The 21,726-nt window shown below is 75.5% G+C and carries 7 protein-coding genes and 1 pseudogene; 1 reads left to right on the top strand and 7 read right to left on the bottom strand.

Annotation, left to right across the window (positions count from 1 at the left end; genetic code table 11):
* Nucleotides 1-16: 16 nt before the first annotated feature.
* The 5 genes and pseudogenes from ACIPAE_RS26760 to ACIPAE_RS26780 all read right to left on the bottom strand — a co-directional run bounded on the left by ACIPAE_RS26760 (nt 17) and on the right by ACIPAE_RS26780 (nt 17,717).
* Nucleotides 17-5,035 (bottom strand): SDR family NAD(P)-dependent oxidoreductase, encoded by a 5,019-nt coding sequence (locus ACIPAE_RS26760; protein WP_402448511.1) that lies wholly within the window; start codon nt 5,033-5,035, stop codon nt 17-19.
* Between the two features lie 5 nt (nt 5,036-5,040).
* On the bottom strand, nt 5,041-12,102 hold the full coding sequence (locus ACIPAE_RS26765) for a type I polyketide synthase (protein ID WP_402448514.1): 7,062 nt from the start codon (nt 12,100-12,102) through the stop codon (nt 5,041-5,043).
* Nucleotides 12,103-12,519: 417 nt separating this feature from the next.
* Nucleotides 12,520-14,799 (bottom strand): annotated as a pseudogene (locus tag ACIPAE_RS26770) (acyltransferase domain-containing protein); the annotation flags it as partial.
* Nucleotides 14,800-15,078: 279 nt separating this feature from the next.
* Nucleotides 15,079-16,488, bottom strand: coding sequence for an FAD-dependent monooxygenase (locus tag ACIPAE_RS26775; protein WP_329362507.1), 1,410 nt, complete (start codon nt 16,486-16,488; stop codon nt 15,079-15,081).
* Nucleotides 16,485-17,717, bottom strand: a complete 1,233-nt coding sequence (locus ACIPAE_RS26780) for a DUF993 family protein (RefSeq protein WP_402448462.1) — start codon at nt 17,715-17,717, stop codon at nt 16,485-16,487. Before ACIPAE_RS26780 ends, ACIPAE_RS26775 begins: the two co-directional genes overlap by 4 nt.
* Nucleotides 17,718-17,954: 237 nt before the next feature.
* On the opposite strand from ACIPAE_RS26780, the gene ACIPAE_RS26785 reads away from it, so the two are divergent.
* Complete coding sequence (locus tag ACIPAE_RS26785; RefSeq protein WP_329362512.1) at nt 17,955-18,386, top strand: SRPBCC family protein; 432 nt, start codon at nt 17,955-17,957, stop codon at nt 18,384-18,386.
* A 308-nt stretch (nt 18,387-18,694) separates the two neighbouring features.
* On the opposite strand, the gene ACIPAE_RS26790 is transcribed toward ACIPAE_RS26785, so the two are convergent.
* Together ACIPAE_RS26790 and ACIPAE_RS26795 are read right to left on the bottom strand one after the other, a co-directional pair.
* On the bottom strand, nt 18,695-20,335 hold the full coding sequence (locus tag ACIPAE_RS26790) for an MFS transporter (RefSeq protein ID WP_329362513.1): 1,641 nt from the start codon (nt 20,333-20,335) through the stop codon (nt 18,695-18,697).
* 227 nt (nt 20,336-20,562) lie between these two features.
* On the bottom strand, nt 20,563-21,693 hold the full coding sequence (locus ACIPAE_RS26795) for a polysaccharide pyruvyl transferase family protein (protein ID WP_329362516.1): 1,131 nt from the start codon (nt 21,691-21,693) through the stop codon (nt 20,563-20,565).
* Nucleotides 21,694-21,726 lie beyond the last annotated feature (33 nt).

Here is a 21,726-nt window from a genome sequence, read left to right on the forward strand (position 1 = left end):
GCGCTTGCGCGGTCGGTCAGGACAGCCCCAGCTCCTGGTCGATGAAGGCGAGGACGTCGTCGGCGGACGCCTCGTCGAGGCGCGCGCCGACGTCCGGCGTGCCGGGCGCGGCCGGGTCGGTGCCGGTGTCCGTGCCGGGCGGGTCGCCGGCCAGCCGGGCCGTCAGCGCGCGCAGCCGGGCGGCGATGCCGTGCTCCTCGACTTCCTGCGGGGTGAGTTCGGCGGCTGCCTGCTCCAGGCGTTCGACCTCGGCGAGGACGGCGGTGGCGCGGGCCTGCTCGTCCAGGCCGAGTCGGGCGAGGAGGTGGTCGGCGAGGGCGGTGGGGGTGGCGTGGTCGAAGACCACGGTGGCCGCGAGCGGGACGCCGCCGGCCGTGGCGAGGCGGGTGCGCAGGTCGGTGGCGGCGACCGAGTCGAATCCGAGGTCGGTGAAGGGCCGGGCGGTGTCGAGTTCGCCCGGGTCGTCGTAGTGGAGCAGGGCCGCGACGTGGTTGCGGACCAGGTCGACCACGGTGTGCCTGCGGCGGGCGGGCGACATCGTGGCGAGCTTGTCCCGCAGGGCCGCGCCGGCGGCAGGGTCCTGCGCGGGTGCCGCGGTGAGGCCGCCTCGGGTCTCCGGCAGGCCGTCGAGCAGCGGCCGGGGCCGGGCCATGGTGTAGACGGGGGCGAAGCGGGCCCAGTCGATGTCGGCGACCACGAGGTGGTGCTCGTCGTGGTCCAGGGCGGTCCGCAGCGCGCCGACGGCGAGATGGGGTGGCATGGGGGGTGCGCCGAGGCGCCGCATGGTGGCGGCGAGTTCGGCGTCGACCATGCCGCCGTCCCACGAGCCCCAGGCGATCGAGGTGGCGGTCCGGCCCTGGGCGCGGCGGCGGTGGGCGAGGGCGTCGAGGAACGCGTTGGCGGCGGCGTAGCCGGCCTGGCCGGTGCTGCCCCAGACGGCGGCGCCGGAGGAGAACAGGACGAACGTCGCCGGCTCGCGGTCGGCGAGCAGTTCGTCGAGCAGGGCGGCGCCGACCACCTTGGCATGGGCGGCCTGGTTCACCTCCTCGATGGTCAACTCCGTGACGGACGCGAGTCGTTGGAGTTCCCCGGCGGCGTGCACGACGTGCAGGGGCGCGTCGGTGGGCAGGGAGTCCAGCAGCGCGGCGAGGGAGGTGCGGTCGGCGACGTCGCAGGCGACGACGGTGGTGCGGGTGCCGCGGGCGGCGAGTTCCGCGCGCAGGTCGTCGGCTCCCTCGGCCGCCGGGCCGCGGCGGCTGGTGAGCACCAGGTGTGCGGCGCCGAGGTCGGCGAGCATCCGGGCGACGTGGGCGCCGAGGCCGCCGGTCCCGCCGGTGATCAGGGTGGTCCCCTCGGGCCGCCAGGTGCGCGGCGCGGTGGCGCCGTCCCGTGGGGCGCGCAGCATGCGGCGGGCCAGGAGGGCGCCGGGGCGTACGGCGAGCTGGTCCTCGCCACCGTCTGCGGCGAGGATGGCGCACAGGGTGCGGGCGGCGGCCGCGTCGACGGTCTCCGGCAGGTCCACCAGGCCGCCCCAGGCGTCGGGGCGGTCCAGGGAGAGGCCGATGCCGAGGCCCCACAGCAGCGCCTGGTAGGGGTCGGCGGGTTCGGTGGCGGTGGCCGCGACGGCCTGCCGGGTGACGCACCACAGGCGGGCGTCGGGCGCGGCGTCCGCGAGTGCCTGGGCGAGCAGGAGCGTTTCCGCGCAGCCGCGGGTGAGGGCGGGGTGGCGCGGATGCCCGGTGGTGTCGAAGGCGAGCAGGGAGACGACGGTGCCGAGCGGGCCGTCGGCGGCCTGCTCGGTCAGCCGTACGGCCAGGCCGGCGCGGTCGTCGTCGGCGTCGACGCGGATCAGGGCGAGGCGGTCGGCGCCGTGCGCGGTGAGGGCGTCCAGGACGGTGCGGACGGCTTCGTCGTCGTCGAGTCCGGCGGGGACGGCGACCGTCCAGGTTCCCTGCGGGCCGGTGGGAGCGGGGGTGGTGACGGGCCGCCAGCCGACCTGGTAGCGCCACGTGTCGGTGGTCGCGCTCTCGCGCCGGCCGCGGCGCCACTCGGTCATCGCCGGCACCACCTGGCCGAGGGCGTCGACGCCGACCTTCAGGTGCGCGGCGAGTTCGGGCAGGCCGGTGCGTTCGAGGCTGTCCCACAGCGCGCTGTCGGTGGGGTCGCCGCCGGTCGCGCCGGGTGCCGTGCCCCCGTCGGTGTCCTGCCACCAGTACCACTTGCGCTGGAAGGCGTACGTGGGCAGGTCGTCCACCGCGCGGGCGTCGCGGCCGGCGTAGAAGGCGGACCAGTCGACGGGGACGCCTCGTATGTGGAGGAGCGCGAGGGCGCTGACCGCCTCCCGTTCCTCGCCGCGGTCGCGGCGCTGGAGCGGTACGCAGGCGTGGTCGCCGTCGTGGGGCAGGCAGTCGGGGACGACCGGGGTGAGCGCGGCGTCGGGGCCGACTTCGAGGAAGGTGGTGACGCCCTTCTGCCCGAGGTGGCGGACGCCGTCGAGGAAGCGGACCGGTTCGTGTACGTGCCGCACCCAGTAGTCGGGGCTGCACAGGTCCTCGGCCGTCGCGAGGGCGCCCGTCACGTTCGACACGACCGGAATCGTCGGCGCCGCGAACGACACCCCGTCCAGCACCTCGCCGAACTCCGCCAACATCGGCTCCATCAGGGCGGAATGGAACGCGTGGCTCACCCGCAGCCGACTCGTACGGCACCCCCGCCCCGCGAACACCTCCGCCACTTCGGCCACGGCGTCCTCGACCCCGGACACCACCACCGACGCGGGGCCGTTCACCGCCGCGATGGACACGCCTTGCGGCAGTTCCGCGCACACCTCGGCCTCGGAGGCCCCGATCGCCACCATCGCGCCGCCCGCCGGCAACGCCTGCATCAACCGGCCCCGCGCCGCCACCACCCGCGCCGCGTCCTCGACCGACCACACCCCGGCCACACACGCAGCAGCCACCTCACCGATCGAGTGACCCACCACGAAGTCCGGCCGTACTCCCCACGATTCGACCAACCGGAACAACGCCACCTCGAACGCGAACAACCCCGCCTGGGCGATGACGGTGTCATTCACCCGGGCCGCGTCCGAACCCCACAGCACCTCCCGCAACGAGAACCCGAGATGGTGGTCCAGCTCCGCCACCGCCTCGTCGAAGGCCGCCGCGAACACCGGGAACGCCCCACACAACTCCCGCCCCATCCCCAACCGCTGCGCACCCTGCCCCGTGAACACGAACGCGGTCAGGCCCTCCGCCACCGCGCCCTGGAAGACATCCGCCCGCACCTCGCCGGCCGCCAACGCCTCCAGGCCGCGCAGGTATTCGGCGCGGTCCTGCGCGACGACCACCGCGCGGTGGCGTAGCGCGGAGCGGGTGGTGGCCAGGGAGTAGCCGAGGTCCATGACGCTGTGGCTGCCGGTGGCGGCGTGGTCGAGCAGCCGGCGGGCCTGGGCGGACAGTGCCGTGCCGCTGTGCGCGGAGAGGGGCAGCGGCACGGCGGGGGCGGACGGTTTCGGGTGCGTGCGGCCGCGCTGGTTGGGGGCCCAGATCTCGTCCATGCTGCGGCCGACGACCGGGATGACGACGGAGGAGGCGAGTTCCTCGACCTGCGAGCGCAGGCGCTGCGCCTGGGTGCGCAGGACGTCCGGGAGCGTGCCCTGCTGGTCGGCCTCGGCCGGGTCGTCGTCGGGGGCCTCCTCGATGATGACGTGCGCGTTGGTGCCGCTCAGGCCGAACGCGGAGACCCCCGCGCGGCGCGGGTGGTCCGCTCGGGTCCAGGGGCGGGCCTCGGTGAGGAGGCGGATGTGGCCGGAGGTCCAGTCGACCTCCGACACGGGTTCCTTGATGTTCAAGGAGCGCGGCAGGGTGTCGTGACGCATCGCCTGGACCATCTTGATGATCCCGGAGACCCCGGCCGCGGCCTGGGCGTGCCCGATGTTGGACTTGATCGAGCCGAGCCACAGCGGCCGGCCGGGGTCGCGCTGCTGCCCGTAGGTGGCCAGCAGGGCCTGGAGTTCGATGGGGTCGCCCAGCCGCGTGCCGGTGCCGTGCCCCTCGACGGCGTCGACGTCCTGCGGGGACAGTTGCGCGTTGGCGAGCGCCTGGAGGATGACCCGTTGCTGGGAGGGGCCGTTGGGCGCCGACATGCCGTTGCTGGCGCCGTCCTGGTTGACCGCGGAGCCGCGGACCAGGGCGAGGACGGGGTGGCCGTTGCGGCGGGCGTCGGTGAGCCGTTCCAGCAGCAGCAGCCCGACTCCCTCGCCCCAGCCGGTGCCGTCGGCGTCGGAGGAGAAGGACTTGCAGCGGCCGTCGGGGGCGAGCCCGCGCTCCTGGCTGAAGCCGACGAAGGACGTCGGGGTGGTCATCACCGTGGCGCCGCCGGCCAGGGCCAGCGAGCACTCGCCGGACCTGAGCGCCTGCATGGCCAGGTGCACGGAGACCAGCGACGCGGAGCAGGCGGTGTCGACGGTGATGGCCGGCCCTTCCAGGCCGAGGCAGTACGAGATACGGCCGGACGCGACGCTGGCGAGGCTGCCGACTCCGGCGGCGGCGTAGTCGTGGTAGACGACGCCCGCGAAGACCCCGGTGGGGCTGCCCTTGAGCGAGTCGGGCGGGATGTTCGCCCGCTCCAGGAGCTCCCAGGCGGCCTCCAGCAGCAGCCGCTGCTGCGGGTCGGTCTCCGCGGCCTCGCGGGGGCTGGTCCGGAAGAAGTCGGCGTCGAACTCGCCGGCGTCGTGCAGGAATCCGCCCTCGCGGGCGTAGGTCTTCCCGGGGGTGGCCGGCTCCGGGTCGTAGAGCGCCGCCAGGTCCCAGCCGCGGTTGTCGGGGAAGGCGGAGATGCCGTCGCGGCCCTCGGCCACCAGCTCCCACAACTGCTCCGGGGTGTGCACGTCGCCGGGGAACCGGCAGCTCATCGACACGATGGCGATGGGCTCGTGCTCCTTGGCCTCGACCTCGCGAAGATGGCGCCGCACCTGGTGCAGGTCGGCCATCGCGCGCTTGAGGTAGTCGCGGAGCTTCTCCTCGTTCGCCATCGCCATCAACCAATCTCGAGGTCGTCGAGTGCCTGGAACAGCTCTTCGTCCGAGGCCGACTCGTAGGCCCCTTCCGCCTCGGCCGCGACGCCGTCCCGCCGGTCGCGCCACCTGCGCAGCAGGCTCTCCAGCCGGGCCGTGATCCGGGCCGCCTCCGCGTCGTCCGGGGTCGCCTCGGCCAGGGCGTCCTCCAGCCGCCGGAATTCCGCGAACACCGGCTGCCGGGGGCCGGTCCCGCCATCGAGGGCCGCGCCGAGCCGCTCGGTGACCGCCCGCGAGGTGGGGTGGTCGAAGACCAGGGTGGCGGGCAGCCACACCCCGGCGGCGGCGCTCAGCCGTTTGCGCAGTTCCACGGCGGCGAGGGAGTCGAATCCCATCTCCTGGAAGGCCCGGTCGGGGTCGACGGCCGCGGCCGAGGCGTGGCCGAGGACGGCGGCGACGTGCTCGCGGACGGCGGCCAGCAGGGTCCGGTCGCGTTCCTCGGGGGCCAGTCCGGCGAGCCGGCGGATCAGCGGCGCGTCCTCCTCGGCGCGGGCGCGGCGGACCGGGGCGTGCACCACCGCCCGCAGCACGTGCGGGAGTTCGCCGGCCCGGGCGCGCAGCGCCGCGTGGTCGAGGCGCGCCAGTACGCAGTGCGTCGCGCCGAGAGCCAGCGCCGCGTCGAACTGCGCGAGCCCTTCCTCGGCGGTGAGGGTCGGGAAACCCGGGCGGTCGGGGTGCTCGGGGTGCTCGGTGCCGGCGGCGCGGTCCGGGGCGGCGGGCCGGTCCGGGGCGGCGGTGCGCCACGGCCCGTGCGCGAGGCAGACCGCGGGCAGTCCGCGCGCGCGGCGGTGCGCGGCCAGCAACTCGAAGGACGCGTGGGCCATGGCCGCGTCCGTGGTGCCGATCTCCCCGAGGAGGGCGTCGGCCGCCGACACCAGGACGAAGGCGGCGGGAGCGGCGTCGCGGACGGCCTCGTGCAGGTGCCACGCGTCGTCGGCCCGCCGGGCCGCGGCGACCTGGGTCCCGGTCGCGGATTCGGTTCCGATCCCGGATTCCGTCCCGGAGTCGAGGCCGCTCACCGTGGTGGCCCGCGGGCCGTCGGCCGCGATGTGCACCACCGCGGTCAGCGGATGCGCCTCGGGAATCGCGTCCAGCAGCGCCGCCAGCGCCGTACGGTCGGCCAGGTCGCAGGTGGTGACGGTCACCGCCGCGTCGGGCACGGCCGTCTCCGGTTCACCGGGTGCGCGCACCAGCGTCAGGCGCCGAAGGCCATGCGTGGCGGCGAGGTGGCGGGCGAGCAGCGTGCCCGCGGCCGTGTCCCCTGTGACGAGCACGGTGCCGTCCGGGTCCCAGCCGGCCGGACCCCGCGGGGGGAGGCCGGCGCCGTCCGGGGCGGTGAGCCGCGGCAGCAGCACCTCACCGCCACGGACGGCCGTCTCGGGTTCGCCGCAGGCCAGCACGGCGGCGAGCGCGCGGTCCGGGTCGGCGGACGGGTCGAGGTCCACCACGACCGGCCGGCCCAGGCCCTCCGCGCGGGCGGCCCGCACCAGTCCCCAGGCGCGGGCGCCTTCGGGGTCGGGCGCCGGGTCCTGCCCGGGTTCCGTGCCGGCGGCCACCGCCCCGCTGGTGGCGACGACGAGCCGCACCGCGGCGAGCCGCGGGTCGTCCGCCCAGCGCCGCAGCAGCGCGGGCAGTTCCGGGTCGGGGGCGGCGGTCGCGCACACGTGAACCACGGTGGCCGGGGCCTGCTCGTCGGCGTCGATCGCCGCGAGCAGCGCGTCGAGGTCGGCGTGGCCCGGCGACGCCGGGTCGAACAGCGGCTCGGGGCGGCCGAGGAACGTCCATCCGGCGACCGCCGTCCCGGCGGGAGCGGGCGGGGCCGGCGTCCAGCGCAGGGTGTGGAGCACCGGGTGGTCGGTCCGGTCGGCGGCGGCGAGTTCACCGGGGGTGACCGCGCGGGAGGCCACCGAGTCGGCGGTGAGCACGAGCCGGCCGGCGCTGTCGGTGACCACCAGTGCGCAGCCCTCCGGGCCGGGGGTGATCCGTGCCCGCAGCGCGTCGGCGCCCGCGGCGGCGCGCAGCCGGACACCCCGCCACGTCCCCGGGACGACCGGTGCCGCGTCGCCCTCCCCGGCCAGCCGTTCGGCGTGGAACACGGCGTCGAGCAGGGCCGGGTGCACGCTGAAGCCTTCCGCCCGGGGCTCGGCGTCCCGCACCGGCTCGACCTCGGCGCACAGGTCGTCGCCGAGCCGCCAGGCGGCCCGCAGGCATTGGAACGCCGGACCGTAGCCGTATCCGGCGGCCAGCAGGCGCTCGTAGGCGTCGCCGAGGGCGAGCGGGACGGCGCCGACGGGCGGCCAGTCCGCCTCCGGGCGCGGCGCGGGCGGCTCCGGAGCCTGCGGTCCCTCGACGACACCGGAGGCGTGCCGGGTCCAGGGGGCGTCCGGGTCGGCGTCGGGACGCGAGTGGACGGAGACGGGGCGGCTGCCGTCGGGCCGCGGGCCGTCCAGCACGACGCGCAGCGCGGTGGAGCCGTCGCCGGTGACCGCCAGGGGCAGTTCGACGGTCAGTTCGCGCAGGGTGTCGCAGCCGGCGTGCCCGGCGGCGTGCAGGGCGAGGTCGACCAGAGCGGTGGCGGGCAGGACCGGGGTGCCGAGCAGGTCGTGGTCGGCCAGCCACGGCGCACCCGCGGCGGTGAGCCGGCCGGTGAGCACCAGCGCGCCGGAGTCCGGGACGGTGACCAGCGCGCCCAGCAGCGGGTGCCGGGCCGGCGCCTGACCGACCCGGGCCGGGTCGCCGCCGTGCGAGGCCGACTCCAGCCAGAAGTGCCGGTGCTGGAAGGGGTAGACGGGCAGGTCGACCCGGCGGGCCGCGGTGCCGTCGAAGAACGCCGCCCAGTCCACCGGCACACCGCGGGAGTGCGCCCGCGCGACGGCGGTGACGAGTTCCCGCGCCTCGGGGCGATCGCGGCGCGTCGCGGGGACGAAGGCGACGTCGCGCTCACCGGTGAGGCAGTCGGGCCCCATCGTGGCGAGCACCGCGTCGGGGCCGAGTTCGAGGTGCGTGGACACCCCGCGCTCGTCGAGGTGGCGCACCACGTCGTGGAAGCGCACGGTCTCGCGCACGTGCCGGACCCAGTACTCCGGGTCGCACAGCAGCTCCTCCCCCGCCTGACGGCCGGTCACCGCGGAGACCACCGGGAGCGCGGGCGGCCGGTAGGACAGCGCGGAGGCCACCGCGCGGAACTCCGCCAGCATCGGTTCCATCAGCGGCGAGTGGAAGGCGTGGCTGACCCGCAGCCGGGTGGTACGGCGGCCGTCCGCGGCGAAGCGGGCGGCGATCTCCTCGGCCGCGCCGGCCGCGCCGGAGATGACGACGGAGGTCGGGCCGTTGACCGCGGCGAGGCTCACCCGGTCGGAGAGCAGCGGCAGGACCTCGTCCTCCGCGGCCTGCACGGCGATCATCGCGCCGCCGGGCGGCAGCGCCTGCATCAGCCGCCCGCGGGCGGCCACCAGCGCGGCGGCGTCCGGCAGGCCGAGCACTCCCGCCGCGCGCGCGGCCACCAGTTCGCCGACGGAGTGGCCGGCGAGGAAGTCGGGCCGCACGCCCCACGACTCGACCAGCCGGTAGAGGGAGATCCCGACGGTGAACAGCGCCGGCTGCGCGTAGCAGGTCAGCTCCAGCGCCGCCGGGTCGGTTCCCCACATCACGTCGCGCAGCGGCCGGTCCAGGTGCGGGTCGAACGCCTCCAGCGCGGCGTCGAACGCCCGGCGGAAGTGCGGGTGGGCGTCGTACAGTCCGCGTCCCATGCCGAGGCGCTGCGCGCCCTGGCCGGTGAAGAGGAAGGCGGTGCCGCCGGTGGTGCGCCGCCCGGCCGGCTCGGCGTCGGCGGCGAGCGCCGCCAGTGCCGCGACCAGCTCGTCGCGGTCGTCACCGACGACCAGGGCCCGGTGGTCCAGCGGCGACCGGGCCGTGGCGAGCGTGAACGCCACGTCGGCCGGGCTCGGCCCGGGGTCGTCCGCGAGGTGGGCGGCCAGGCGCCGGGCGTGCTGCCGGAGGGCGTCCGGGCTCGCCGCGGAGACCAGCCAGGGCACCACGGGCCGGGGCGCCGACTCGGATGCCGGCTTGGACGCCAGCTCGGACGCCGCGGCCGACTCCGGTGCGTGCTCCGGGTGTCGCGGCTCCGCGGAACCTCCGGCGGGCTCCGCGGGGGTCTGCCCGGTGGTGGCATCGGAGACGGCGTCGGAGGCGGCGTCCGCGGGCGCCTGCTCGACGATCACATGCGCGTTGGTGCCGCTGATGCCGAACGAGGAGACGCCGGCCCGCCGCGGCCGGCCGGGCTCGGGCCACGGCTGCGCCTCGGTGAGCAGCCGTACCGCGCCCGAGGCCCAGTCGACCTGCTGCGAGGGCTCGTCGACGTGCAGCGTCCGGGGCAGCACGCCGTGCCGCATGGACTCCACGGCCTTGATCACCCCGGCGACGCCCGCGGCGGCCTGGGCGTGCCCGATGTTCGACTTGATCGAGCCGAGCCACAACGGGCGCTCAGGGGAGCGGTCCTGGCCGTAGGTGGCGAGCAGCGCCTGGGCCTCGATCGGGTCGCCGAGCGTGGTGCCGGTGCCGTGGCCCTCGACCGTGTCGACGTCGCCGGTGCCGAGCCCGGCCGCGGCCAGCGCCTGGCGGATGACCCGCTGCTGCGCCGGGCCGTTGGGCGCCGTCAGTCCGTTGCTGGCGCCGTCCTGGTTGACCGCGGAGCCGCGGACCAGGGCGAGGACGGGGTGGCCGTTGCGGCGGGCGTCGGCGAGCCGTTCCACCAGCAGCAGCCCGACGCCCTCGGAGAACCCGGTGCCGTCGGCGGCGTCGGCGTACGACTTGCACCGCCCGTCGGCGGCCAGGCCGCGCTGGGTGCCGAACTCCACGAGCACCCCGGCGGTGGCCATCACCGTGACACCGCCGGCGAGCGCGAGATCGCACTCGCCGGAGCGCAGCGACTGGATCGCCAGGTGGAGGGCGACCAGGGAGGAGGAGCAGGCGGTGTCGACGGTGATCGCCGGGCCCTCGAAGCCGTAGTGGTACGACAGCCGGCCGGAGGCGATGGAGCCGGTGGCGCTGTTGTCGGCGTAGTCGTGGTACATCACGCCGGCGAACACCCCGGTGGGCGTGGCCCGCAGGGTTCCCGGGTCGATCCCGGCCCGCTCGAACAGGTGCCAGGAGGTCTCCAGCAGCAGCCGCTGCTGCGGGTCCATGGCCAGTGCCTCGTTGGGGCTGATCCCGAAGAAGTCCGGGTCGAAGTCGGCGGCGCCCTCGAGGAATCCGCCGGAGCGGGTGTAGGTCCTGCCGGGCTTGCCGGGCTCGGGGTCGTACAGCTCCTCCAGGTCCCAGCCGCGGTCGGCGGGGAACGCCGAGACCGCGTCGGTGCCGTCGGCGACCAGCCGCCACAGGTCCTCCGGGGACTCCACGCCGCCCGGGAAGCGGCAGGCCATCGCCACCAGGGCGACGGGTTCGTCCGGTGCCGCCGCCCGGGTCCGCGCCGACTGGGGGCGCTGCCCGGTGAGTTCGCGGTCCATGTGCCGGACGACCGCCCGGGCCGAGGGGTGGTCGAAGACCAGGGTGGCCGGCAGCCGCAGGCCGGTCGCGGCGGCCAGCCGGTTGCGCAGTTCGACGGCGGTCAGCGAGTCGAAGCCCAACTCCTTGAAGGCGCGGTCCGCCTCCACGGCGTCCGGGGAGGCGTGCCCGAGGACATCGGCGACCTGGGTGCGCACCAGTTCCAGCAGGGCGCGTTCGCGCTCGCCGGGGGCCATGGCGGACAGCCGCTCGCCCAGCGGGGCGTCGCCGCCGGAGCGGGCCGCGCGCCGCGGCGGAGTCCGCACCAGGCCGCGGAGCATGGCCGGGAGGGTGCCGTGCGCGGCCTGCGCGCGCAGCGCGGTGGTGTCGAGCTTCAGCAGCAGCCGGTGCGCGGAGGCCGGGTCGCCGGAGGTGACGGGGACGGGTGCGTCGCCAGGTGCGCTGCCGGATGCGCTGCCGGACGGCGAGCCGTGCGGCGCGTCGGCGGGTACGGATACGGGCGCGGGCGCGGGTGCGGGCGCGGGCGCGGATACGGACTCGGGCGCGGACTCCGGCGGAGATACGGACCCGGGTGCGCGTACGGACGCGAGGGCGGCGTCGAGGAGGTCGAGCGCCTCCGCGGTCTCCAGGGGCGGGAAGCCCTGGCGGCGCAGCCGGGAGATGTCGCGCTCGTCGAGCGCGCCGGTCATCCCGCTGCCGTCGGCCCACAGCCCCCAGGCGAGCGCGGCCGCGGGAAGGCCGGCGGCCCGGCGGTGGGCGGCCAGGGCGTCGAGGAAGGCGTTGGCGGCGGCGTAGTTGCCCTGTCCGGGCGCGCCGAGGGTGCCCGCCGCGGAGGAGAACAGCACGAAGCCGGCGAGGTCGAACCCGCGGGTGAGTTCGTGCAGGTGCCAGGCCGCGTCGGCCTTGGCGCGCAGCACCTCGTCGAGGCGCTTCGGGGTGAGCGCGTCGATGACGCCGTCGTCCAGGACGCCCGCGGTGTGCACCACAGCGCGCAGCGGGCGGTCGGCGGGGATCGCGGCCAGCACCGCGGCCAGGGCCGACCGATCGGCGACGTCGCAGGCGACGACCTTCGCCTCGGCGCCCGACTCCGCCAGTTGCGCGACCAGTTCGGCCGCGCCGGGGGCGGCTTCGCCGCGCCGGCTGAGCAGCAGCAGCCGGCGTACCCCGTGCGTGGACGCGAGGTGGCGGGCGACGTGGGCGCCGAGCACCCCGGTGCCGCCGGTGACCAGGACGGTGCCGTCGGCCGGCCACGCCGGGCGCGGGCCGTCCTGCGGCGCCGCCGCCGCGGCGAGCCGGGGGGTGAGGACGGCTCCCCCGCGCACCACGGCCTCGGGTTCGCCGTCGGCCAGGACGCGGGCCAGCGCCTCGGGGTCGAGGTCACCGTCGGGGCCGGTGTCCACCAGCACGAAGCGGCCGGGGTGTTCGGCCTGCGCCGACCGCACCAGCCCCCACAGCGGGGCCTGTTCGAGGTCCGGCGACTCCCCGCCGCCGGCCGCGACCGCCGAGGTGGTGACGAGGACCATCACGCTGTCCTGGAAGCGCGGATCGGCCAGGAACGACTGCACCTCGTGGAGGACGTGTCCGGTACGGCGCCGGACGGCGTCGAGGACCGTGGCGCCGCTCCCGCCGCCCGCGCCGGGCGCCTCGGGTTCCGCCGGTTCCAACACTTCCGCCGGTTCCAACACTTCCGCCGGTTCCGCCGCGGCGCAGAGCACCACCACACCGGGCGGTGTCCCGGTGCCGAGCCCGGACGCCAGCGCGGCGAGGTCGGCGTGGCGGGCGGTGCCGGTCGCGGCGGCGAGTGCCTTCGCCGCGCGACCGTCGCCGACGACAGCGCACGCGGGGAGCGCGGCCGCCTCCTCGGCGCGCGGCGCCGCGGTCCACCGGACCGCGTGGGGCACCGGGCCCCGCGTCGCGCCCGCGGAGGCCAACTGCCGGGCGGAGACCGCCTTGGCGACCAGCGACTCCACCGCGAGCACCGGCCGCCCGGTGCCGTCGAACACGTCGATCCGGACCGCGTCGGGGCCGGCCGGCCGCAGTACGGCGCGCGCGGTGGTGGCGCCGGAGGCGTGCAGCGACACCCCGTTCCAGGCGAACGGCAGGACAGCGCCGCGCGAGGCGTCCGGGTCGCCGCCGCCGGCCACCAGGTCCGCGTGGAGCACGGCGTCGAGCAGCGCCGGGTGGACGGCGAAGTGCGCGGCGGCGGCACCCTCCTCCTCGGCGAGGGCGACCTCGGCGTAGATCTCCTCGCCGTGCCGCCAGGCGGACTTCAGGCCCTGGAAGGCCGGCCCGTAGGCGTGGCCGCGCTCCAGCAGCCGCGGATAGGCGCCGTCGAGCGGGATCGGCTCCGCGCCGGGCGGCGGCCATTCGGGGATCGCGGCGAGCGCGGCGGCCGGGCCCGGGTCGAGCACGCCCGCGGCGTGCCGGGTCCAGGGGCCGTCGGCGTCCTCGGCGCGGGAGTGGACGGTGACCGCGCGTTCGCCGTCCGGCCCCTCGGCGCCCACGGTCACCTGGAGCTGGACCCAGCCCTCGTCGGGCAGCACGAGCGGTGCCTGCAGGGTCAGTTCGCGCAGCAGCTCGCAGCCGGTCCGCGCGCCGGCGTGCAGCGCGAGGTCCACGAACGCCGCGCCGGGCAGCAGGACGGCGCCGAGGGCCTCGTGGTCGGCGAGCCACGGCTGGGCCGGCAGCGACAGCCGGCCGGTGAAGACGGTCTCGCCGGAGGTGGAGGAGGTGACCACGGCGCCCAGCAGCGGGTGGCCGGCCGGATCGAGGCCCGCGGCGGCGAAGCTCGTCGCGTCCTGGTCCGGGCGCGCCCAGTAGCGCCGGTGCTGGAAGGCGTAGGTGGGCAGGTCCACGACGCGTGCGGCGGTGCCGGTGAAGGACGCGCGCCACTGCACCGGGGCACCGGCCAGCGACGCCTCGGCCAGCGAGGTGGTCAGGCGGAGCAGGCCGCCCTCGCCGCGCCGCAGCGAGCCGACCACGCGGGCCTCGGTGCCGGTCGCGTCCACGGTCTCCTGGAGGCCCAGCCGCAGCACCGGGTGCGGGCTGGACTCCACGAACAGGCCGTGCCCGTCGGCGAGCAGCGCCCGGGTGGCCTCCTCGAAGCGCACCGTGCTGCGCAGGTTGGTGAACCAGTACCCGGCGTCCAGGGCGGCGGTGTCCAGTGCCGCGCCGGTCACGGTGGAGTAGAACGGCACGGCCGAGGAGCGCGGGGCGACCGGCGCCAGCACCGCGAGCAGCTTGTCCTTGAGCTGCTCCACGTAGTGCGAGTGGGAGGCGTAGTCCACCGGAATCCTGCGGACGCGGACGTCCTGCGCGGTGAGCTGGTCGAAGATCTCGTCCAGTGCCGCGGTGTCGCCGCAGACCACGACGGAGCCGGGCCCGTTGACGGCGGCGAGCTGGACGCGGCCCTGCCAGGCGCGCAGCCGCTCCTGCGTCTCGGTGGCGGGCAGCGGGACCGACATCATCCCGCCGAGACCGGCGAGTTCCTCGGCGATCAGGCGGCTGCGCAGGGCGACGATCCGGGCACCGTCGGACAGCGAGAGCGCCCCCGCCACGCAGGCGGCGGCGATCTCGCCCTGCGAGTGGCCGACGACCGCGTCCGGTTCCACGCCGTAGGAGCGCCACAAGGCCGCGAGCGACACCATCATCGCCCACAGCAGCGGCTGCACCACGTCGACCCGCTCCAGTGACGGGGCGCCGGGCCGCTCGCGCAGCACGTCCATCGGTTCCCAGTCCACGAAGGGCTCCAGTGCCCGCGCGCACTCCGCCATGCGCTCGGCGAACGCCGGTGCGGTGCTGAGGAGTTCACCGGCCATCGCGGGCCACTGCGAGCCCTGTCCGGGGAAGACGAACGCCACCCGGGTGCTGCCCGCGGGCCGCACCGGGCCGCTGACGACGGTGCCGCCCAGCCCGTGGCCGGCCAGGGCGGCCACGCCGGCGAGCAGGTCGGCGCGGTCCGTGCCGACCGCCACCCCGCGGTGGCCGAGCACGGACCGGGTGGTCACCAGCGACAGGCCGATGTCGGGCGCGGACCCGCCGGCCTCCGCCTCGGGCCCGGTGAGCCAGGACAGCAGCCGGCCGGCCTGGGCCCGCAGCGCTTGCTCGTCGCGTCCGTGCAGGACCCAGGGGACGGCCCGGGACGCCTGCGCGTCACCGGACGGCAGGCCGCCGTCCACCGGCTCTGCGGTGGTTCCGGGAAGTCGTTGCTCGCCGCTCATGCGGGGCACCCCCTTGACTGGTACCGAGTGACATGTCGCTCCCCCGAGCGGCGGCCGCTGGTGCTGTGACCGCGAGGGGCTTTCGCCGGTCGGCGCGCGGTGCCCGGCGCGGTGGGACCGCCCGGTGCGGCACCGTCCAGGTGACGGGCTCGCACGGGCGGTCCCGCCGGCGCCGCGGGCACTCCCCCTGGCTTCGCCGCGGGCGCTTCCACCCGCCGAAGGCGGAGGCGGAGCGCCCCTACGGGCACCGCGAGCAGGTGGACCCTCGCGGTCACGGCACTACCGGGGGTCGGTAACGGGTTCCGGTGCGAGCAGGTCGCCGAACTCCGGGAACTGCTCGATCGCCTGCTGCGCGGTGAGCGGCGGACGGCGCGGCCCGCGGATCACCGGCCACATGAAGGCGCGGGAGAACATCCGGCTGGGTGGCGCGCAGAACGTGCCCACGGTGAAGGCGATGTCGGACACCGTCCGGTCGCGGGCCGCCACGTGTGCCACCCGAGCCGCCATCCAGGTCTGGAAGGCGGCGCCGCGCACCGGCACGCTGGAGGTGACGCCGGGGAAGAACAGGTCGTTGCTGACCGCGTTCTGCCAGGCGAACGCGTTCGCCTTGGCGACGCCCCGCTGCACCCGGCGGCCCAGGCCCGGCCCGAGTCCGGTGCGCCGCAGCTCCGCGCGCAGCACCAGGGCGGAGCGGGCGGCCACCGACATGCCGGTGCCGTAGGTCGGGTTGAGCGCCGAGGCGGCGTCGCCGATCACGAAGTACCCCTCGGGCAGGGGCAGCTTCTCGTAGTGGCGCCGCCAGTTGGGCATCCGCCGGTAGGAGCGGATGTCGCTGAGCGGCTTGGCCCGGGACAGCAGCCGCGACACCAGCGGGTCCTCCCAGTCACCGCAGTCGGAGACGAACTCCTTCTCGTCGGTGGGGGGTTCGCCGCCGCGGCTGCCGAACCTGGTGACGATCCAGCGCCCGTTGTCGTTCGGCAGGATCGCGATCCCGCGGCCCGGCTCGCCGGTGCCGGGCTGCACCTGGATCATCACGCCGGGGAAGTCCTCCGTCCCCTCGGGCGCCTGGTACCAGCGGCTGGCGTAGGCGAACCCGGCGTCGACGAAGTCCTCCCGGGGCGCCGCCACGCCGAGCTCCGCCAGCCAGCGCGGGCCGTCGGAGCGGCGGCCGGTGGCGTCGACCACCAGGTCCGCGGCGATCGTCTCCTCCCGCGTGTCCTGGCCGGATTCGAGCGGCTTGATCCGCACGCCGGTGACGCGCTGGGCGTCCCCGGTCAGCGCCACGGCCTTGACGCCCTGCCGCAGCGTCAGGCGGGCGGCGCCCAGCACCTGGCCGCGCACCACGTGGTCGAGCGTGTCGCGCCCGCACAGCAGCAGGTAGGCGTCCGTACGGTGCCGCTGGAACCAGTCGCGCGGACCGCGGGTCAGCGTGCCGCCGGGCAGGCCGCGCCGCTTGGCGCCGGCCGCCATCAGCAACTCGGTGGTGCCCGGCAGCAGTTCGTCGAACGCCTCGGCGCCGCCCCGCATCAGGATGTGGTTGTGCCGGCCCTGCGGCAGCCCGTTGCGGGGGGCCGGCGTCGTGGGCAGCACGTCGCTCTCGACCACCACGACCTCGTCGGCGTGGTCGGCGAGGACGGTCGCGGCGAACAGGCCCGCCAGGCCACCGCCGAGAACGACAGCGGTGGTCACTGCGCTATCCCGTGGGTGGCGAGGTAGGTCTTCATGCGCTGTTCGGCCAGCGCCGGGTCGGCGAACAGGCCCAGGCCGTCGGCGAGCCGGTAGGCGGTGGCCAGGTGGGGCACGGAGCGCGCCGACTGCTCGCCCCACACCATGCGGGTGTGCGCGCTGTGACCGCCCAGCCAGCCGAGGAAGACCAGGCCGGTCTTGAAGAAGAACGTGCTGCGGCCCGGGCCCTCGAAGAGGTGGGCGCACAACGGCACGGTGGAGTCCAGCAGTTGGCGGCCGTGCGCGGTGTCACCGCGGTCCAGGGCGCGCAGCGCCTCGGCCGCCAGCGGCGCGATCGGGTCGAAGACCGGGGTCAGGCCGTCGCTGAAGCCCTGCTCGTCGCCGGCGAACAGCTCCGGGTAGCGGTCGGTGTCGCTGGTGTAGAACCGCACGCCTTCCGGCAGCAGCCGGCGCATCTGCACCTGCTGCTCGGCGGGCAGCAGCGCCACCTTCACACCGTCGACCTTGTCGATGTTGTCGCGGACGATCGCCAGCAGCGCACCGTAGGCGCTGTCCACGTCCATCTGGCCCCAGTAGCCGGTGTGGCGCGGGTCCCACACGGAGGTGATCCAGTGCAGGATCGCCGGCTTCGAGCACTGCCGCAGCAGCGCGCCGTACAACTCGGCGTAGTCGGCGGGGTCCTGGGTGGCGGCCGCCAGTTGCGGGCTGCACATGATGATCGCGGTGGCGCCGGCGGCCTCCACGACCTCCAGCTGCTGCTCGTACGCGAGCCGGACGTCCTTGACGCTGGCCGGCGAGAACGGGTCGAGCTGGTCGGTGGTGATCGCGACGGCCATCCGGCCGCCCACCGCGCGGGCTTCGGCGGCGGAGTGGCGGATCAGCTCCACCGACGTCGGCCAGTCCAGGCCCATGCCGCGGTGCGCGGTGTCGAGCGCCTCGGCGAGCGTGTAGCCGTGCGCCCACAGGTGGCGCCGGTAGGCCATGGACGCCTCCCAGTCGATCGGCTGGGGCGGCGGCGGGCCCATCGGCGGCCCGAACGGCTCGTTGGCCGCGAGCGGGTCGCCCAGCACGTGCGCGGTGGCCAGTGGGCTCCGCTTGGCGAACGGCGAGTCGTCGGGCGTGAAGACGCGCGGCGAGGCGTTCGGCTCGTACGACGTCAATGTTCCGTCGGCCTCGGGAAGTTTGATCACTTTCGGCTCCCAGTCTCTGCTCGACCACCACGGGCGCTTCATTGAATCGACTCCGCGAGTGGCCGAACCAGATCAACCGCCCCCTAAAGGACCTGGGTGACCCCCCTACCTGCGAGCGGCCCGGCACCACCCCAACTGCCCTGCCCAGAGCCCTTGTAGGGGCTGCCGGACGGTACTTCTGGGGGTCCCCGCCCTGGAGCGCCGCCGGGCCGCGATGCGTTGATGGCGGGGACGGCGATATCGCGGCCGCGCGGCCGCGGGAACGGAGAGGCTGGACACATGTGGAACTGTGAGTACGGGGTCGAGGTCGGCGTCACCGGTGCGGAGGTCTGGGCCCGGTACACCGATCTCGACACGTGGCCGGAGTGGTACGGCGCGCTGAGCTCGATCCGCCTCGACGGGCCGTTCGCGGCGGGCTCGGAAGGGGTGATCGAGCAGTCCATGGAGTCCGGCAACCGGACGGCCCCGGTGCCGTTCACCCTCACCGACGTCACCGACGGCAGCGGCTTCACGCTGCTGACCCGGATCGGCGGGCAGGTCGAGATGCGGTCGGTGTGCGCGATCGCGCCAGCCGGCGACGGCGTACGGATCACCCACCGGGCGGAGCTGGACGGGCCCGGCAGCGAGCAGATGGGCGCCCAGATCGGCGCGCAGCTGGAAGAGGCGCTCCGCACGGGTGTCGACCGCCTGGCCAAGGTCCTGACGTCCTGACGGACCCGCCCCGGCCGCGGCGCCCCACCCGGGCGCCGCGGCCACCCCACCGCGGCCGCGCCCGCGCCCACCGGCCGCCAGACCGCCGGTCTCCGGCCGCCCCCACCCGGTGCGGCCGCGCCCTCCCCCGCCGGCCGCACCCACCGGCTGCGGCAACCCGCCACGCCCCGCCCGCCGCACCTCCCCGCCGGGCCGCGGCACGGCCGCGCCGCGCACGGCGAAGGCTCCCGCCGGCAGGACCGGCGGGAGCCTTCTGGGTGAGCCGTTCGTCCGCGACGGGGGCGCGTGGGCGAACGGCGGTCAAGGGGTCAGCCGTGCGACGGCCGGGGCGCCTGCGACGGCCCGCGGTCCTCCTCCATGGCGGCGGGCGCGCCCGCCGGAGCGGCGCCACGGGACTTCTCGCGCGCCTTCGGCGCGGCGCCGCCCTGTTGCGCCTCCTGGGGCCGGACCCGCCGCAGGAAGAGCGCGGACAGCAGCGCGGACAGGGCCATCAGGACGGCGGCGGTGACGGCCGCGACGTGGATGCCCGCGGTGAAGGAGTCCCGGGCGGCGGCCAGCACCGCGGCGCCGGCCCGGCCGGGAACGGACTGGGCGACGACGGTCGCCCCGCCGAGCGTCTGCCGGGCGGCGTGCACCTTGTCGGCGTCCACGGAGGCGGGCAGCCTGCCGGTGATGTGGCGCCGGTAGACGGCGGTGGTGATGGTGCCCAGGACGGCCATGCCCATCGCGCCGCCGAACTGGGTGCCGGTGGCCAGGATCGCCGAGGCGGTGCCGGCGCGTTCGCGCGGGGCGGCGCCGATCAGCAGTTCGGTGCCGAGCGTCATCACCACGACCATGCCGCCGGCCAGCAGCGTGGAGGCGAGCAGCACGACCCACAGCTGCGAGTCGCTCTGCACCTGGGTCATCACCCCGAAGGCGGCGACCCCGAGCACGAACGCGCCGCTGATCAGGTGGCTGCGATCGACCCCGCGCTTGAGGAGGATGGTGCTCACCGGCGTGGTGACACCCACCCCGATCGACGGCACCAGGCTCCACAGGCCGGCCGCCAGCGGGCTGAGGCCGTGCACCAGTTGGAGGTACTGGGCGGTGAGGATCGCCGTGCCTGACATGGTCAGGTTGGCGATGAACTTGGTGAGGATCGGGCCCTTGACCGCTCGGCTGCGCAGCAGGTTGAGGTCGATCATCGGGTCGGGCCGGCGCTGCCGCAGCACGAACAGCACGCCGAAGACCAGACCGACCACGAGGCTGGCCACCCGCAGCGTGTTCACTCCCGAGGTGGCCATCTCCTTGGCGCCGTAGATGATCGGGAGGATGGCCAGCAGGGACAGGACGGAGCTGACGAAGTCCATCCCGCCGGTCTTCCGCGGCCGCGCCTCCGGGACCAGGAGCGGCGCCGCGACCAGGAGCAGCACCATGAACGGGATGTTGATCAGGAAGACCGAGCCCCACCAGAAGTGCGCGAGCAGCAGGCCGCTGATCACCGGCCCGAACGAGACGCCGGTGGCCAGGCCGCCGGCCCAGATGGCGATGGCCGTCTGCCGCTGCTTCTCGTCGTTGAACATGTTGCGGATCAGCCCGGCCGTGGTCGGCGTCAGCGTGGCGCCGGCGATGCCGAGGATGCCGCGGGCCGCGATCAGCATGCCGGCGCTGGAGGCGTAGGCGGCCATGAACGACGCCGCGCTGAACGCCACCGCGCCGGTCAGCAGCAGCCGCCGCTGACCGATCCGGTCCCCGAGGGAGCCCATCGTGATCAGCATGCCGGCCAGCACGAAGCCGTAGATGTCGAAGATCCACAGCTGCTGGGTGCTGCTCGGCTGGAGTTGGCGGGTGATGTAGGGCACTGCGAAGAACAGCACCGAGACGTCCATGGAGACCAGCAGGAGCGGCAGCAGGAGCACGACGAGGGCGGTCCACTCCCGGCCCCCGGCTCGCGTGCGGGTTTCTGTCATGCCGTCAATCATACGTCCGTGTAAGTCGCTTGTACAGGACGGACGAGCGACCAATACATACGGCCGTCTAGAACGACGCACGGACCTCCCGGCCTGCCGCCCGGCTCCCGACAGGGGAACCGCGGGCGCGCCCGGGAGGTCCGTGGGTGGTTCTGGTGGTTCTGGTGGTGCCGGTAGTGCTGGTACTGCCGGTACTGCCGGCGGTACCGGTGGTGCGGTGGCAGCCGTCAGGAAGCCGGGTAGATCCTGTCCGCGATCTTCGCCTTGGCCACGCGCAGGCCCTCCAGCTCGGCCGGGGTGAACCCGCCCTGCGTGGGCCGCTCCGGCACTCCCTCCAGCTTCTCCACCAGCGTCCAGCGCGAGCCGCACTCCAGCAGGGAGCGGTGCTTGACCCCCAGGTAGTCCGGCGCGATGCTGACCGCCACGCCCGAGGCGCCCCGTGCCGCGGCGAACAGGTGCGGGTGGAAGCGGGTGGCGATCCAGGTCTGCCCGGGGCTGGCCGGCAGGCCGGACTCCAGCAGCTCGTCCATCGTGTAGCGGCGGGCCACCGGCATGCGCTGCTCGGCGAGCTCCATCACCTCCTTGTCGAAGTCGGGCGAGGACTCGATCAGCCCGACCCGGTCGACTCCCCACGCCTTGACCATGCCGGCCACGTAGTCGACCAGGTCGGAGGTGTCGACCTCGGAGAACTTCGTCTGCAGGCTGACCATCACCTCGGGGGCGTCCGCGTCGGCACGGAACAGGTCCGGCGAGATGTTCAGGAACATGTCGTCCGGGCTCTGCACGGCGGCGTCGATGCCCTTGAGGAAGTCGTAGGTCACCGAGTCGCGCACGTCCGCGATGCCGAACCGGGAGATGAGCCGACGGGCCAGGTCCTCGGTGCCCGGGGCCAGCGGCCACAGGCCCTGGCCGGTGAAGGCGGTGAGCGCCCCGGAGTGGGCGGCGGCCGCGGGCGCGGCGGCGAGCATGCTCAGCAGCCGGGCGAAGTGGCTGTTGATGAAGCCGCCGCCGACGATGTGGATGGTGTCCGCCCGCCGCAGCTCCTCGATGCCCTCGGTCAGGTCGGGGACCGAGGCCGGGTCGGCGACGGAGCGCTCGACGAAGGCGACGGACTCCTCGACGTTCTTGTCCATGCACATGAAGGCGCACAGCCGCCACAGGGTGGCCACGAAGCGGACCCTCGGGTGGATGCCCTGCAACCGTCGGGCGACCACGTCGGGGCCGGCGCAGTCGATGACGACCTCCGCGTCGGGGGCGACCTTGGCGAGGTGGCGCAGCCACATCTTGGCGATCAGCTCGTCGCCGTAGTTCCCGACTCCGGCGGGAGTGACGAGGTAGTGCCGGGTGCGTGCAGTCACGCGGGGCTCCTATGGTTTCGCGCACACCCAGGT

This window comes from Streptomyces sp. NPDC087270 (assembly GCF_044744625.1).
Taxonomy (GTDB): Bacteria; Actinomycetota; Actinomycetes; order Streptomycetales; family Streptomycetaceae; genus Actinacidiphila.